At 61.0% G+C, this 15,439-nt stretch carries 15 protein-coding genes; 14 read left to right on the top strand and 1 reads right to left on the bottom strand.

Going from position 1 to position 15,439, the window contains the following annotated elements; all coding sequences use genetic code 11:
- The first annotated feature begins 25 nt into the window (after positions 1-25).
- From metH to hisG, 6 genes are all read left to right on the top strand, one after another.
- The gene (metH, locus tag FFI94_RS16495) at positions 26-3,595 is read left to right on the top strand and encodes a methionine synthase (RefSeq protein WP_138868796.1); all 3,570 of its coding nucleotides are present in this window, start codon (positions 26-28) and stop codon (positions 3,593-3,595) included.
- Positions 3,588-4,286: an HAD family phosphatase gene (locus FFI94_RS16490; RefSeq protein WP_138868795.1), complete on the top strand. Its 699-nt coding sequence runs from the start codon at positions 3,588-3,590 to the stop codon at positions 4,284-4,286. The genes metH and FFI94_RS16490 overlap by 8 nt, the downstream gene beginning before the upstream one ends.
- 15 nt (positions 4,287-4,301) lie before the next feature.
- Positions 4,302-5,162 (top strand): rhodanese-related sulfurtransferase, encoded by an 861-nt coding sequence (locus FFI94_RS16485; protein WP_138868794.1) that lies wholly within the window; start codon positions 4,302-4,304, stop codon positions 5,160-5,162.
- 57 nt (positions 5,163-5,219) lie between these two features.
- Positions 5,220-6,080 (top strand): pseudouridine synthase, encoded by an 861-nt coding sequence (locus tag FFI94_RS16480; protein ID WP_397495567.1) that lies wholly within the window; start codon positions 5,220-5,222, stop codon positions 6,078-6,080.
- A gap of 58 nt (positions 6,081-6,138) precedes the next feature.
- A complete protein-coding gene (locus tag FFI94_RS16475) occupies positions 6,139-6,402 on the top strand; it encodes a phosphoribosyl-ATP diphosphatase (protein ID WP_003944933.1) in 264 nt (87 codons plus the stop codon).
- Between the two features lie 72 nt (positions 6,403-6,474).
- Positions 6,475-7,326, top strand: coding sequence for an ATP phosphoribosyltransferase (gene hisG, locus FFI94_RS16470; RefSeq protein WP_138868792.1), 852 nt, complete (start codon positions 6,475-6,477; stop codon positions 7,324-7,326).
- A gap of 82 nt (positions 7,327-7,408) precedes the next feature.
- On the opposite strand, the gene FFI94_RS16465 is transcribed toward hisG, so the two are convergent.
- Positions 7,409-7,810: a hypothetical protein gene (locus FFI94_RS16465; protein ID WP_260684168.1), complete on the bottom strand. Its 402-nt coding sequence runs from the start codon at positions 7,808-7,810 to the stop codon at positions 7,409-7,411.
- Positions 7,811-8,101: 291 nt separating this feature from the next.
- Here FFI94_RS16465 and FFI94_RS16460 point away from each other — a divergent pair, with 291 nt between their 5' ends.
- From FFI94_RS16460 to FFI94_RS16425, 8 genes are all read left to right on the top strand, one after another.
- On the top strand, positions 8,102-8,461 hold the full coding sequence (locus tag FFI94_RS16460; protein WP_138868791.1) for a hypothetical protein: 360 nt from the start codon (positions 8,102-8,104) through the stop codon (positions 8,459-8,461).
- Positions 8,462-8,514: 53 nt separating this feature from the next.
- Positions 8,515-8,844: a helix-turn-helix transcriptional regulator gene (locus FFI94_RS16455; protein ID WP_138868790.1), complete on the top strand. Its 330-nt coding sequence runs from the start codon at positions 8,515-8,517 to the stop codon at positions 8,842-8,844.
- Complete coding sequence (locus FFI94_RS16450; protein WP_138868789.1) at positions 8,844-9,506, top strand: cation transporter; 663 nt, start codon at positions 8,844-8,846, stop codon at positions 9,504-9,506. Before FFI94_RS16455 ends, FFI94_RS16450 begins: the two co-directional genes overlap by 1 nt.
- Before the next feature lie 457 nt (positions 9,507-9,963).
- On the top strand, positions 9,964-10,758 hold the full coding sequence (locus FFI94_RS16445) for an MHYT domain-containing protein (protein ID WP_138868788.1): 795 nt from the start codon (positions 9,964-9,966) through the stop codon (positions 10,756-10,758).
- 390 nt (positions 10,759-11,148) lie between these two features.
- Entirely contained in the window at positions 11,149-13,929 is a 2,781-nt protein-coding gene (locus tag FFI94_RS16440) for an ATP-binding protein (RefSeq protein ID WP_138868787.1), read from the top strand.
- Positions 13,926-14,342 (top strand): roadblock/LC7 domain-containing protein, encoded by a 417-nt coding sequence (locus FFI94_RS16435; RefSeq protein WP_138868786.1) that lies wholly within the window; start codon positions 13,926-13,928, stop codon positions 14,340-14,342. The genes FFI94_RS16440 and FFI94_RS16435 overlap by 4 nt, the downstream gene beginning before the upstream one ends.
- Positions 14,343-14,347: 5 nt before the next feature.
- The gene (locus tag FFI94_RS16430) at positions 14,348-14,722 is read left to right on the top strand and encodes a DUF742 domain-containing protein (protein WP_138868785.1); all 375 of its coding nucleotides are present in this window, start codon (positions 14,348-14,350) and stop codon (positions 14,720-14,722) included.
- A complete protein-coding gene (locus FFI94_RS16425) occupies positions 14,703-15,290 on the top strand; it encodes an ATP/GTP-binding protein (protein WP_138868784.1) in 588 nt (195 codons plus the stop codon). The genes FFI94_RS16430 and FFI94_RS16425 overlap by 20 nt, the downstream gene beginning before the upstream one ends.
- Positions 15,291-15,439 lie beyond the last annotated feature (149 nt).

The following is a 15,439-nucleotide window of genomic DNA, read 5'->3' as shown; positions in this document are numbered from 1 at the left end:
GAGAGCGCCCACTACTCTGGACGGCATGTCTGCCCCATTTAACTCTGCCCTGCTTGATGCGTTGAATCAGCGCGTTGTCATCGGCGACGGAGCGATGGGCACCATGTTGCAGGCCGCGGACCTCACACTAGATGATTTCCTCGGACTAGAGGGGTGCAATGAGATCCTCAACGACACCCGCCCCGACGTGCTCAAAGACATCCACCGCGCGTACTTTGCCGCGGGTGCGGATGCTGTCGAGACCAACACTTTCGGGTGCAACCTGCCCAACCTCGCCGACTACGACATCTCGCATCGAATCCGTGAGCTTTCCGAGAAGGGCACTGCCCTTGCTCGTGAGGTAGCTGACGAGATGGGTCCAGGCCGCGACGGTATGGCCCGTTTTGTCCTCGGCTCGATGGGTCCGGGAACCAAGCTGCCCAGCCTGGGCCACGCCCCGTTTGCCGTCCTGCGTGACGCGTACACCGAATCCGCCCTCGGCATGATCGAGGGCGGCGCCGACGCCATCCTCGTCGAGACCTGCCAGGACCTCCTTCAGGTCAAGGCTGCGATCCTCGGTAGCCAGCGGGCGATGGAACAGTTGGGTCTGCGGATTCCGATCATCACGCACGTGACGGTCGAGACCACCGGAACCATGCTTCTGGGCAGCGAGATCGGTGCCGCGTTGACGGCACTCGAGCCGCTCGGTATCGACATGATCGGACTCAACTGCGCAACCGGTCCGGCAGAGATGAGCGAGCACCTTCGCCACCTGTCGAAGTACTCGACGTTGCCGGTCTCGGTCATGCCCAACGCCGGCCTCCCGCAACTCGGCCCCAACGGTGCCGAATACCCGTTGACCGCAGACGAATTGGCCGAAGCTCTCAGTGGATTCGTCTCCGAGTTCGGTCTGGGCATGGTTGGTGGCTGCTGCGGAACCACCCCCGATCACATCAGGGCAGTCGCCGATGCGGTCCGCCTGGTGGAGAAGGCGCAGCGCGCCCCGATTCACGAGGCCAGCACGTCGTCGCTGTACTCGGCTGTCCCGTTCGAGCAGGACGCCAGCATCCTGATGATCGGCGAGCGCACGAACTCCAACGGTTCCAAGGCTTTCCGCGACGCGATGCTGTCCGCGGATTACCAGAAGTGCCTGGACATCGCGAAGGATCAGACTCGCGACGGTGCACACATGCTCGACCTCAACGTCGACTACGTGGGTCGCGACGGTGCTGCCGACATGTCCGCGCTCGCCAGCCGGTTGGCAACGGCGTCGACGCTGCCGATCATGCTCGACTCCACCGAACCTGCGGTTCTGCAGGCCGGGCTAGAGCACCTCGGTGGGCGCTGCGCGGTCAACTCCGTCAACTACGAGGACGGCGCTGGTCCTGAGTCGCGTTTCCACAAGATCATGACGCTGGTCAAGGAGCACGGCGCTGCCGTTGTCGCGTTGACCATCGACGAGGAGGGCCAGGCGCGTACGGCCGAGACCAAGGTCGCGATCGCCAAGCGTCTGATCGAGGACATCACAGGCAACTGGGGTCTCGCCGAGTCCGACATCATCGTCGACGCGCTCACCTTCCCGATCTCCACCGGTCAGGAAGAAGTGCGCCGCGACGGTATCGAGACCATCGAAGCCATCCGTCAGCTCAAGGCCGCGTACCCGGAACTGCACTTCACACTGGGTATTTCCAACATTTCCTTCGGTTTGAACCCCGCGGCCCGTCAGGTGCTCAACTCGGTGTTCCTGCACGAGTGCACCGAGGCCGGCCTCGACACCGCGATCGTGCACGCCTCCAAGATCCTGCCGATGGCCCGGATCCCGGAAGAGCAGCGTGTGACAGCACTCGACCTGGTCTACGACCGTCGCAGCGAAGGGTACGACCCCCTGCAGAAGTTGATGGAGCTGTTCGAGGGCGTTTCGGCGGCGTCGGCCCGCGAGTCACGCGCCCAGGAGCTTGCTGGTCTGCCATTGTTCGATCGCCTCGAGCGCCGCATCGTCGACGGTGAGCGCAACGGTCTCGACGATGATCTCACTGAGGCGATGACGGTCAAGTCCCCGATCGAAATCATCAACGAGACCCTGCTTTCGGGCATGAAGACTGTCGGTGAACTGTTCGGTTCCGGACAGATGCAGTTGCCGTTCGTTCTGCAGTCCGCTGAGGTCATGAAGGCGGCTGTTGCTTTCCTCGAGCCGCACATGGAGGCCACGGACGACGACGGCAAGGGTCGACTGGTCATTGCGACGGTCAAGGGCGACGTCCACGACATCGGCAAGAACCTCGTCGATATCATCTTGAGCAACAACGGCTATGACGTCGTCAACCTGGGTATCAAGCAGCCCATCGCGACCATTCTCGATGCCGCGATCGAGCACAAGGCCGACGTCATCGGCATGTCCGGCCTGCTCGTGAAGTCGACGGTCGTCATGAAGGACAACCTCAAGGAACTGAACTCGCGCGGCGTGGCGGAACAGTTCCCGGTTCTGCTGGGCGGTGCCGCACTGACGCGTTCGTACGTCGAGAACGATCTTCAGGAGGTGTACGACGGTGCGGTCAGCTATGCCCGCGACGCGTTCGAAGGCCTGAATCTGATGGATCAGATCATGACCACCAAGCGTGGCGGCGGGCCAGCACCGGACAGCCCGGAGGCAATCGCCGCCCGCGAGAAGGTTGCCGAGCGGAAGGCTCGCCACGAGCGTTCCAAGCGGATCGCCGAAAAGCGCAAGGCCGAAGCAGCTCCCGTTATCCTGCCGGAACGCTCCGATGTTGCAACCGATCTCCCGGTTCCGACGCCGCCGTTCTGGGGCAGCCGCATCGTCAAGGGCGTGGCGCTGTCCGAGTACGCAGGTCTGCTCGACGAGCGCGCACTGTTCCTGGGGCAGTGGGGACTTCGCGGTCAGCGTAAGGGCGACGGTCCGACCTACGAAGAGTTGGTCGAAACCGAAGGCAAGCCGCGACTTCGTTACTGGCTGGACCGGTTGACGGCGGAGGGCATTCTCGCGCACGCCGCAGTGGTGTACGGCTACTTCCCGGCCGTGTCCGAGGGCGACGACGTCATCGTGCTGACCGAACCGAAACCGGATGCACCGGAACGATTCCGGTTCACCTACCCGCGCCAGCACCGGGACCGTTTCCTGTGCATCGCGGACTTCGTGCGCTCACGCAAGGAGGCCGAGGCTAGCGGTCAGGTAGACGTTCTCCCGTTCCAGTTGGTCACCATGGGGCAGCCGATCGCGGACTTCGCCAACGAGTTGTTCGCGTCGAACTCGTACCGTGACTACCTCGAGGTTCACGGGATCGGTGTACAGCTCACCGAATCACTTGCCGAGTACTGGCATCGACGGGTCCGCGAGGAACTGGTTCTGCCGGGTGGCCATTCGGTTGCCGAGCAGGATCCCACCGATGTGTCCGGATACTTCGACCTCGAATACCGCGGCGCGCGGTACTCCTTCGGCTACGGCGCCTGCCCGGACCTCGAGGATCGCGCCAAGCTGGTCGCGCTGCTCGAGCCGGAACGCATCGGCGTCCACCTCTCGGAGGAACTGCAGTTGCATCCGGAACAGTCCACTGACGCATTTGTCCTGCACCACCCGGAAGCCAAGTATTTCAATGTCTGAGTTGTTGACCGAGGTATCCGAAACGACGCTGGGTGGTGTCCTCTGGGACATGGACGGCACTTTGCTCGATTCGGAGAAGTTGTGGGATGTTGCGCTGCGTGAGCTGTCGCTGCGCCTGGGTGGGCCGATGACGGAAGCGACGCGAGTCGCCGTCATCGGCGCTTCCAGCCCGTTTGCCCTGGCAACGGTGTTCGATTCGCTGGGGCTCGAGCAGCACCCGGAGGCCGTCGCCGAGGCGAAGCACTGGATGTACACCCGCGTCGGAGATCTCTTCGAAGACGGAGTGACCTGGCGTCCCGGCGCGCAGGAGGCACTTGCGACGGTTCGCGACGGGGGACTTCTCTCGGCTCTGGTAACCAATACCGAGCGGGTTCTGGTCGATCGCGCTCTCGGGATGCTCGGGCGAGAGTTCTTCGACCACAGTGTGTGCGGCGACGAAGTAGCTCAGGGCAAGCCTGCTGCGGATCCGTACCTGCGTGGTGCGCATCTTCTCGGATTGGAACCGGCGCAGTGTCTGGCGATCGAGGATTCACCGACGGGTACTGCCGCTGCCACCGCAGCAGGCTGCGGTGTGCTGGTTGTTCCCTGTGAAGTCGATGTTCCGGCGGGGCCGGGACGGATCTTCCGGGAGTCGTTGACGGACTTGTCGATTCACGATCTTCACGACGTTCATGCGCGTGCGGCACGTTAGGCTGGTGTAGGGAAAGTGTCCATTCCGAAAATTGTTCTGTTCTACCAGTTCACGCCGTTGGCCGATCCTGAGGCGATCAGGTTGTGGCAGCACAGCCTCGCCGAGTCGAACAATCTGACCGGCCGAATCCTGATCTCGCAGCACGGAATCAACGCGACGGTGGGCGGCGATATCGAGGACGTCAAGCGATACGTGCGTGGCACTCGCGGGTACGAACCGTTCCGCACGGCCGACATCAAGTGGTCCGACGGACTCGGCAACGATTTCCCACGCCTGTCCGTCAAGGTGCGCAGCGAGATCGTGACGTTCGGGGCACCCGACGAACTCGAGGTCGATGCGAAGGGTGTGGTGGGCGGCGGCGTCCACCTGGCGCCCAAGGAACTGCACGAATTGGTCGACAATCGCGGCGACGACGTTGTCTTCTTCGACGGACGAAACGCCTTCGAAGCGGAAATCGGACGCTTCCGCGACGCCGTTGTCCCGGACGTGACAACAACACGAGATTTTGTCAGCGAACTCGACAGCGGCAAGTACGACCATCTCAAGGACAAGGCCGTGGTCACCTATTGCACCGGGGGAGTGCGCTGCGAAGTGTTGTCGTCGTTGATGCGTTCACGCGGTTTCGGAGAGGTGTACCAACTCGACGGTGGGATCGTCCGTTACGGCGAGACATTCGGCGACAAGGGCCTGTGGGACGGATCGCTGTACGTCTTCGACAAGCGGATGAACATCGAATTCTCGCCCGAGGCAAAGGTGATCGGTGTCTGTGTCGACTGCGGAACGCCGACGCCGCGCTTCCGCAACAGAATCGACGGAGACGGACGGACCCTCGAATTGCTGTGCGAGAGTTGCTCACCCGATCTCGAACAGGTCTAAGGCGTGCCCAAGGCTCCGCTGCCGATCCGAGACGGACTCGGCCCGGATCGGCTTCGGATGCCCCGGGAGTCCGACGCACGCACCGTCCTCGAGTTTCTGGTCGGTGAGTTCCCCGACGAGCAGGAGAATTGGAACGCACTGGTAGCGGCAGGCGGCGTCGTCGACGAGCACGGGCGGATCATCACGGGTGCAACTCCGTATCAGCCCACCCGCTTTGTCTACTTTTACCGCGAACCACCAGCCGAAATCCCGGTCCCACACGAGATCGAGATCCTGTACCGCGACGGGCAGATCCTGGTGATCGACAAACCACACTTCCTCGCGACCATTCCGCGCGGAGCGCACATCGTCGAAAGCGCCGTCGTCCGCCTGCGCCGTGACCTTGATCTCCCCGATCTGGCGCCGGTGCATCGGCTGGACCGCATGACTGCCGGTGTCATCGTCTTCACCGTGACTCCGGAACTGCGACGGCCGTATCAGGAACTGTTCGCGGAGCAGAAGATCGTCAAGGAGTACGAAGCCATCGCGGGTTTCGATCCGGAATTGACGTTTCCGCGCATCGTTCGTAGCCGCATCAACAAGGTGCACGGCGAGATGACCGCGACCGAAGTCGAGGGCGAACCGAACAGCGAAACCCGAATCGAATTGGTTGAACGACTCACCGATTCTGCTGGTAGCACGCTCGGTAGGTACCGCCTGTTCCCGAAAACCGGGCGCACACACCAACTGCGGTTGCATCTGAATTCGATGGGCATCCCCATCGTCGGTGACAACTACTACCCGCACTACCGTCCGGCAGCCTCAGGTGACTTCTCCACACCGCTGAGGCTCCTCGCCCGGGCACTGGAATACCCGGATCCGATCACGGGCAGTGCTCGCCGGTTCGTCAGTACGCGCGCTCTCGATCAGGGCTTGTGACGGGCCAGCCTGTAGGCCTGTGAAAATCCGTTCCGCACTCGTGAAAGAATAGCTACCCGTGAAGACCTTCGAATCCTTGTTCGCCGAGTTGACCGAGCGTGCTGCCACCCGTCCCGAGGGGTCCGGCACCGTCGCCGCCCTCGATGCCGGTGTTCACGCACAGGGCAAAAAGGTCATCGAGGAAGCCGGTGAAGTGTGGATCGCTGCGGAGTACCAGAGCGATGAGCAGCTAGCCGAAGAAATCTCTCAGCTCTTGTACTGGACTCAGGTGTTGATGGTCGGTCGAGGGCTGACCCTCGAAGACGTGTACCGACATCTGTGAAGAGGATCTGACCCGACAATTGCGGTTCCCTTTTCCCACGTCTGACCACACCTTCCGAAAGGACGTTCACTGATGTTGCGCGTCGCAGTTCCCAACAAGGGTTCGCTGTCCGAGTCCGCCGCCGAAATCCTCAGCGAAGCGGGCTACCGTCGTCGCACCGATTCGCGAGACCTGACGGTTCTGGACCTCTCCAACCAGGTCGAGTTCTTCTTCCTGCGCCCCAAGGACATTGCCATCTACGTCGGATCGGGTGAACTCGATCTGGGCATCACCGGCCGCGACCTCGCCGGAGACTCCGGTGCACCGGTTTCGGAGCGTTTGGCGCTCGGATTCGGTCGCTCGTCCTTCCGCTACGCCGCACCTGCCGGCAAGGACTGGACCGTCGAAGATCTTGCCGGCCTGCGTATTGCGACGTCGTACCCGAACCTGGTTCGCGCTGACCTCGCCGCTCGCGGCATCGAGGCTTCCGTTATCCGCCTCGACGGCGCCGTGGAGATCTCGATCCAGCTCGGCGTTGCCGACGCTATCGCCGACGTAGTCGGTTCCGGCCGCACTCTGCGTCAGCACAACCTTGTTGCCTTCGGCGATTCTCTGTGCGACTCCGAAGGTGTCCTCATCGAGCGCACCGGCGCCCCGCAGGATGACGCGGCACGCAACCAGTTGATCGAGCGTGTTCGCGGAATCGTGTTCGCTCAGCAGAACCTGATGATCGACTACGACTGCCCGCGCAGCATCCTCGACGAAGCAATCAAGATGACGCCGGGCATGGAATCTCCGACGCTGTCTCCGCTTGCCGATCCGGAATGGGTCGCCGTGCGTGCCATGGTTCCTATCAAGGGACACAATCAGGTGATGGATGCCCTGGCTGAACTTGGTGCCAGGGCCATCCTCGCGTCCAACATTCGTTCGGTGCGCGCATTCTGATCGGTTAGCCTGATTCTTACCAAGCACAATGTGGCCGCTCGCCCGCTAGGGTGAGCGGCCACATTTGTGTGTCAGGACTGGTTTACCACCCTGAACTTCCAGGTGATCCGAAGTTGCTGGGCGACAAGGAGAAATTGGCGCCCGCCAGAGCGAAGCCCAGAACGAATTCCAACGAGGTGCCCACAAAGGAGTCGCCGAAGGAGTCGTTCACCGCTTGAGGCGCCGAGGGGCGAGCACCGATAGCGGGCATCATCAACTCGAGCGGAAGTGTGCCGGGCGGGAGGTTGAGGATGGCGTTGATGTCGTAGATGGTGTTGTCGCCGGCGTTGGTCACCGAAAACGAGATGCTGCCGAAGTCGGTGACCGGACTGTCGGCAGATGCTGTGGCGACAGGACCGCCGAGGGCAATCGCGACGGCGAGTGCGCCGGTTCCGAGCACCGCGGCGGTCCGGGACCAACGAGCAGGCGTTTCGAGACTATTCACAGATGTCCCCCTTTTCGTGGTGACTGTATCCGTGCGCGGGATGCGGAGCAGCCACGAGATTGCAACCACTACCGAGGAAGATAACGGACATTCCACTCTTTGTGGGGTTGTTCAGCACAAAGTGTTCCGCCACCGACTGGGAAAGCGTGCTGCGCCCGAAGTGTCTCGAGTTGGACTGTCGAAGAACTTTCGGCGCGCGACCCTAGCGGCTTCGTCTGCCTGTATTGATGCTGAATGGTGGACCGGGAATTTCTTGGCGCACACGGATTCCGGGCTCTAGGCTGAGCTGCGATGGGCAATTCAATGGGTGGACGATGGAGATTCGGGTGGGGAGTTCTCACTGGATTCTTGGTAGGTGTGTTCCTGTTTCTGCCGATGACGTTTGCGGTACGGAATATCTTTGACGTCCCGGTTCCGGACCCAGTTCCTCCACTCGGACTGTGGGACGGTCTGTACAAAGCCGCACCGTCCTATTGGATCAGTTCAGCAGCAGCGTCACTGGTGTGCCTCGTTCCCGCGTTGGCTTGCGTCGCCTTCCATCGGACCCGGAGGTTCGGCCTCGGTTATGCGATCGCGGTGATCAGCATCTGCCTGGCGATTGTGGCAGCAGTTGCCTCGTACGACATTGGGGGACAGGTCATGCCTGGCTGACGGACCATCAGTTCAGTGCTTTCTGAATACATAATTCGATGTACTGTTTGCGTATGGAGACATTGGTTCACCGTGACGCCCTGGTTCGGTTCGGTTACGCCCTGTCGGATCCGACGCGGACCCAGATTCTGCTGAGCCTGCGCGCCGGGCCGGGATACCCCTCGGAGATGGCTGAGAAGATCGGGGTCTCTCGCCAGATCTTGTCGAACCATCTTGCCTGCCTTCGCGGGTGCGGGCTCGTGGTAGTCGTGCCGGAAGGAAGACGCAGTCGCTACGAGCTCTCGGAACCTCGGATCGGCCGCGCGCTCGACGATCTGATCGGCCTCGTCCTGGCCGTTGACCCGTCATGCTGCCCGGACGCAGACAGGGAAGGATGCTGTTGATGGCATCCGATCTCGACCTCGCCGGTACGCGACCGCCACTGTCGGACGAACGGCGGCAAGTACTTTCACGCCGCATCCGACTGCTTGTCGCAGCGACCATCAGCTACAACGTGCTCGAAGCGATCATTGCTCTCACCGAGGGCGCGCGGGTTTCCTCAACGGCGCTGATCGGCTTCGGCCTGGACTCGGTAATCGAAGTGTCCTCTGCTGCCGCCGTTGCCTGGCAGTTTTCGGGCAAGGATCCAGAAGCGAGAGAGAATGTTGCGCTCCGGATCATCGCCTTCTCGTTCTTCGGCCTCGCCCTGTATGTCGCCGTCGACGCCGTGCGATCACTGTTCGGGATTGGGGAGGCGCAGCACTCTACCGTCGGAATCACTTTGGCTGCCATTAGTTTGGCGATTATGCCCATACTGTCGCGGGCGCAGCACCGAACCGGGCGCGATCTGGGCTCGTTGTCCGCAGTAGCCGATTCCAAACAGACGCTGCTGTGCACCTATCTTTCTGCCGTCCTCCTGGTCGGCCTGTTGTTCAACGCACTCCTCGGATGGTCATGGGCCGATCCGATTGCCGCCCTGGTCATTTCCGTCATTGCAGTGAAGGAGGGGGTCAACGCATGGAAAGGCGACACCTGTTGCACTCCACCAGCCGGCACGGCTGCCTAGCTGTAACCGACAAGCGCTGCAACCACTTCCGCGTCCAGGCGGCGAGCGCTTTCGGTGGTCCGGATCGACCGCAATTTTATGAGCGGCTAAGAATTAGTTTGTGGTGAAGATCCAGTCGGGGTGAAAGGTCGCGTGTAGGAATAGCAGCGCGCTGACCTTCGATGCAACGTGCACGTGTTTAAGTGCAGCGGTTTTCGAAGGGCTCAACACTTACATTCGAAGGTTCGAAGCGAATAGCCGATAGGGCGATCTGCCACCGATCGCATCGACGCATTCGAGTATCGCTTTCGAAGCAGCGACAGGCCTTACTCATTCTTCGACAAGTCTTCGTCGATTCTGCGCATCGTGATCACTCTGCACACTGGATCTCGTCTTGGAGTGGTCGTGCCGGCAACCGAAAGCTCTGTGAGAGAGTGCATCAATTGAAAGTTACAACAACAATCTAAAGGAACCTTGCATGTCGGATGAAATGCACCACTTCTCGATGGGAATCTGGCTGCTTGGATTGGCCTTCGTTGTTTCTGTCGTCGGATCGGTTGTCGGATTGGCATGTACGCGTCATTCCATAAGTGCTACTACGCGCGGATCGCGGATGCGCTGGTTGTCAATGGCGGCGCTCTCAATCGGCGGTGTCGGTATCTGGTTGATGCACTTTATTGCGATGCTCGGATTTTCAGTACCGGGCAGCCCGATTCGATACAGCCTGATGTGGACGATCGTCTCGGCGCTGATTTCAGTGACAGCTGTATTCATCGGTTTGCTGATCATCGGCACGAAGTTTCGGTTGAGCCGACTCCTCGTCGGCGGCCTTGTGATGGGTGTCGCGGTCAACGTCATGCACTATACGGGTATGCGCGCCTTACGCTTTCAAGGCGAGATCCACTACGACGTGTACTTTGTCGCGCTCTCGCTCCTGATCGCTGTCGTCGCCGCTACAGTCGCATTGTTGTTCACGATGATTCTGGAATCCACTGGGCTGCGTTTCTTCGCCGGTGTGATCATGGGAGTTGCCGTAGTCAGCATGCACTACACAGGAATGGCCGCGGTAGAAGTTGTTCACGATCCGTCGGCAAAAGTTCCGGAGGGACTCGAGGTATTTTCATTCCTTTTTCCCGTCTTCGTGTTCGGCCTCTTGGCTCTGGCCGTTCCGATCGTGGCAGTCTTGACCACTTCGGATCATGTGACCGCACATATGGATTCCGCTGCTGATGATCTGGCCTTGGAAGCGCAGGAATTTGCGGTGCGAGACTGAACCGCGGATTGAGGCCGGGTGTGGCGACGGAACCCGTAACGTACGCCTTGCGCGCAACACAGAATTCCGCGGTGACTACAGATATACCGCGATGAATCCGGTCGCACAGCGGAGAGCCACCTAGGCCCTCGAACACCTGTTTTGACCAGTCAACAACTGCTTGTGGTTTGCCCACTGATACCCGTCGCCGTGCCGACAAACGAGGCCACAATGCCGACATAACAGACAAAAAATCCGGACAATAGGGACTATCGGCACAATGTACTAGAGATCATTCTGTTACCGTTCAATCACTTTCCTTCGATTGCACGTAGTCGAAGGAACTCGGGCGATTCCCTGATCGGGGGGTTGACAGACTTAAATAGTAGACGCGAAGAGGCATTTGTCCGCATGAAACACGATGCACACACAACCTCGTGGTGGTCGATCGGCGAATGGCGCCTCGGTTGGAAGGTTGTCGCCGTCTTCGCAGTTCCGATGCTCGTTGCCATCCTGTTAGGCACACTTCGGATCCAGGCCGAACTCTCCACTGCTGCAAAACTCAGCTCATCCGCGGACCGTGTACTTGCTTCTCCCGCGGCTCTTCGGCTGGAAGAGGCTCTCGACGACCTTGCCGTCGCTTCCTCCTCAGGGGCCGAACTCGCTACCGCCACGGCAGCAACGACTGCGGCCATGGAAGAATTCGCCGCCGCCGGTCGAATGTTCCAAGCCGACGCCACAATCAACGGTCAGGTCACCCGCGCTCTACAGAACAGCCAGTCGATTATCGACGAAGTGTCTGCCGGCGCAGTAGCACCTGCTCGACTGGTGACCCGCGTCAACGAGGCATCTGTCGACATCTGGACCATATTCGCTGACATCATGCGGGATTCCCCGCAGCCGGTTATGCGCCAGAGCGGCGGCGAGTTCTCTGCCTTGTGGTCAGCTCGCCGAGCGTTCGCCGATCAGCGCATTCTGTTCGGTTCCGGGCGTCTCGATCAGCAAGAACGAACCGCCTTGGTCGGCATTGCGGGCGCAGAACTCGCAGCCCTGCGCGGAGTAGTGCTCCCGCGCGATGAATCGGCTAGCTCTATGAACTCCGTCGCCGCTGTGAACGCGCTTCGCACGTCGGCGCAGGGCCGCATCGACGAAATCGGTGCCACCGCAGCGACATCCCCGCTGAGCAGCCAGATCGACGCCGGGATGCAGACAAGTCGCGATCATTACGACGACTTAGCAGCCGCCGCATCCAGCAAGTTCGCCGCGGCAGTGAACACCGAAGCCAACACCGCCAGATCCGCCGCGCTCCGAGATACCGCGCTCGTCCTCGGCGCAGTCCTTGCAGCCCTCGTGATCGCACTGATCATCAGCCGCTCGCTGGTCGAACCCATTCGGCGCCTACGATTCGCCGCTCTCCAAGCAGCACGACGGGGACTGCCCGAGGCAATCGAACGAATCCGCGCCGGCGAGAAAGTGAGCGACCTCGAAATCCCTCGCGTACCTGTTGACACTCACGAGGAAATCGGCCAGCTCGCACGTGCGGTCGACGACATGAACGGTCAAGCCATTGCCCTCGCCGGCGAGCAGGCAGCACTCCGTCGCCAGGTAAACAACATGTTCGAAACGCTGTCACGGCGTAACAAGTCCCTCGTCGACCAGCAGCTCGGCCTCATCGAGCAACTCGAACAGGACGAAGACGATCCGAACCGCCTCGGGAATCTCTTTCGTCTGGACCACATCGCAGCCCGAATGAGACGCAACAGCGACAATCTCCTCATCCTCTCCGGCACCGAAGGTCGACGCGTACGAACTGCTCCGATCGCACTTGCCGATGCACTACGCGCTTCGGTCTCCGGAGTCGAGGACTACCAACGCGTCGAACTCGGACAGATTCTCTCGGCAGTCGTCAGTGGCCAGGCCAGTGCAGATGTCGTGCACCTCATGACCGAACTGCTCGACAACGCCCTGCGCTACTCACCGCCCGAAACCATGGTGACGATCGATGCCGCACGTACGAACGACGGTTCCGTGCTGGTGGAAATAGCCGATGTCGGTATCGGAATGTCCTCGGCCGACCTGCTCGACGCCAATAGACGCCTCTCTTCGGGAGGTGAAATGAGCCCCGACACTGCCCGTCATATGGGACTTTTTGTCATCAGTCGTATCAGCCGTCGATACAATATTTCGGTACGGTTGCGCCCTTCTGGCAGCACATCCGATCACAGTGGAATCACCGCAATGGTTCACCTACCGGTGGCGCTGCTCGTCGCACCACGCGACAACGCGGTTCGAACGTCGACGGCCGCACCTGTTCTTCCGGTTCGCGCAGCTACTCCAGTTCCAACAGTCCAGCGCGCAGAAACTTCGGTAGCCGAGCTAGCGGGAGTATCGGCGAACGGGCTGCCGCAGCGCCAACCTCGAAACGTCACTGCTGTCACCTTGCCTCCACCTGTTTCGGGTGCTCCCTCGGCAGTCCAATCGCAGGCGCTCGCCAGCGTGCTTCCCACGTCGAACACACTTCCTCGCCGAACGCCAGGCAACAGCGGGGTACCCGGCACTGGAAGTTCCCTCGCAACCGAACCGGAAACTCCAGCGCCAGTCGACACGGAAACTGCTGTCACTCAATCGGATAACAGCGAGTCCGCCGCCAGGAAACCTGCGCCGCGGCACCACTTCGGCACCCCCAACCCGACGAACACGGCGGCATTCTTCTCGTCCCGTACTCGTGACTCGACACCGCCGCACGTGGACGTGTTCAGCGCGGATGCTCCGGAGGCTACCTCTGACATTCCCGCAGCTGCATCTCCGATCTTTTCCCGAATGGTGTCCGAGTGGCTGGTCGACCCCATAGACGACGGCTCCAGCGCCACAAGCGGATTCATCTGGACAACTGAGGCCGACGAGGGTTGGGTGGCCGCCCGCGCGTCAACGGACACGCCCGTCACCAGGATCTCCGATTCGGGTCTCCCGATCCGGGACCGCGGTGCGCGCTTGGTTCCCGGAACTATCGGAACCGCGACTGCCCCTCTCCGTTCTGGATCCCATCGCCGCAGCGCCGACCCGGAAAACACCAGACGGGGATGGAGTGACTACCAAGCCGGTGTCAGCCGCGGGCGACGGCACGCTGACAATGAGAACACCACATCCCTGCACTCGACCACACACGTGCAGAAAGACGAAGGAGAACAGTGAATCCTGTCGGAGCCCCAGAAACTCCTCGCGCACTCGACTGGTTGGTGTCGGGCTTTGCGCGCGATGTTCCGGGAGTTAGTCACGCCATCATCGTCTCGGCCGACGGATTGCTGAGCGCTGCGAGCACCCACCTTCCACTCGACCGGGCCGACCAATTGGCCGCCGTGACATCGGGACTCGCAAGTCTCTCCGCCGGTGCGTCGCGGTTGTTCGACGGCGGTGCAGTCCTGCAATCGGTTGTCGAGATGGAAAACGGGTACCTCCTCCTCATGGGTGTCGGCAGCGGTGCCTACCTGGCCGCGCTGGCCGTCGCGGGGTGCGACATCGGTCAGATCGGTTATGAAATGGCAACTCTGGTCGATCGAGTTGGAACAACCATGGACATCGCTCCCAGATCAGGTCGGGATATTTGAACTCGATGCCACATCATCACTCCGAGCACATTGATCCCGAACCGAGTCTCGTTCGCTCGTACGCACTCACCGAAGGCAGGACGAAGCCGTCCATCGACCTTCCGCTCGAAGCGATCGTCGCAACGGTAGAGGATGCCGTCGCGCAAAACCTTGCACCCGAGGACATCCGCGCGTCGATTGTTTCGCTCTGCGGGCAACGAATCTCGATCGCGGAAATCGGGGCACACCTCGGTGTTCCGATCGGGGTGGCCCGGGTCCTGGTGGCAGATCTTGTTGTTACCGGGGCATTGGAAGTACAAGCCACTCTGCGAAGCGACGCTACTGCGGTCGAACGCCTCGACCTGATCGAAAGGACCCTCCGTGGACTTCGGGCACTCTGACGCGCCGTCTCGCGTCGCATCGACAAAAATCGTGATAGCCGGCGGCTTCGGCGTCGGAAAGACCACCCTGGTCGGGACGGTCTCCGAAATCGTCCCGCTGCGCACCGAAGCAATGGTGACCGACGCCAGTGACGGTATCGACCACCTCGGCGCGACACCGAAGAAGGACACCACAACAGTCGCAATGGATTTCGGGCGTATCACGCTGGCCGACGACCTGGTTCTCTATCTGTTCGGAACACCCGGCCAGCGGCGATTCTGGTTCATGTGGGACGACCTGATCACCGGCGCCATCGGGGCGATCATCCTCATCGACACGCGCCGCCTCGAAGACAGCTTTGCCGCTGTCGACTTCTTCGAAGCGCGCGGTTTGCCGTTCATCGTGGCAGTCAACCGTTTCGACGGCGCCCCGATTCATTCGGCACACGACCTCCGTCAGGCGTTGGCATTATCCGATCAAATTCCGATGATCGAGATTGATGCACGAGACCGCGCGTCCGCGGTACGCGCGTTGATCACTGTCACCGAATACTCGCTCGAACGTCTCGCTGCCGCTGCACTCGCATGACCCACCGCTTCTGACGCCTCGGCTCCTGGTCAGGGGACTGGCATTGCAGGTTACTGACCAGTTGGTTACCGCTTCGCAATGTTTACATGTATGATCCAAGTGTAAGCGTCGACCTTGTCGTAGACGTCTTGCCGGCGTCGTCGGTCCCC

This window comes from Rhodococcus sp. KBS0724 (genome assembly GCF_005938745.2).
In the GTDB taxonomy this organism is placed as follows: domain Bacteria; phylum Actinomycetota; class Actinomycetes; order Mycobacteriales; family Mycobacteriaceae; genus Rhodococcus_F.
This window is presented reverse-complemented; position numbering and strand designations above follow the sequence as displayed.

Excerpts from the sequence above, each read along its gene's own strand:
- FFI94_RS16460 (WP_138868791.1), top strand. The coding sequence starts at position 8,102 with ATGGGCAATTCAATGGGTGGACGATGGAGATTCGGGTGGGGAGTTCTC.
- FFI94_RS16455 (WP_138868790.1), top strand. The coding sequence starts at position 8,515 with ATGGAGACATTGGTTCACCGTGACGCCCTGGTTCGGTTCGGTTACGCC.
- FFI94_RS16430 (WP_138868785.1), top strand. The coding sequence starts at position 14,348 with ATGCCACATCATCACTCCGAGCACATTGATCCCGAACCGAGTCTCGTT.
- FFI94_RS16450 (WP_138868789.1), top strand. The coding sequence starts at position 8,844 with ATGGCATCCGATCTCGACCTCGCCGGTACGCGACCGCCACTGTCGGAC.
- FFI94_RS16480 (WP_397495567.1), top strand. The coding sequence starts at position 5,220 with ATGCCCCGGGAGTCCGACGCACGCACCGTCCTCGAGTTTCTGGTCGGT.
- FFI94_RS16490 (WP_138868795.1), top strand. The coding sequence starts at position 3,588 with ATGTCTGAGTTGTTGACCGAGGTATCCGAAACGACGCTGGGTGGTGTC.
- metH (WP_138868796.1), top strand. The coding sequence starts at position 26 with ATGTCTGCCCCATTTAACTCTGCCCTGCTTGATGCGTTGAATCAGCGC.
- FFI94_RS16440 (WP_138868787.1), top strand. The coding sequence starts at position 11,149 with ATGAAACACGATGCACACACAACCTCGTGGTGGTCGATCGGCGAATGG.
- FFI94_RS16445 (WP_138868788.1), top strand. The coding sequence starts at position 9,964 with ATGTCGGATGAAATGCACCACTTCTCGATGGGAATCTGGCTGCTTGGA.
- hisG (WP_138868792.1), top strand. The coding sequence starts at position 6,475 with ATGTTGCGCGTCGCAGTTCCCAACAAGGGTTCGCTGTCCGAGTCCGCC.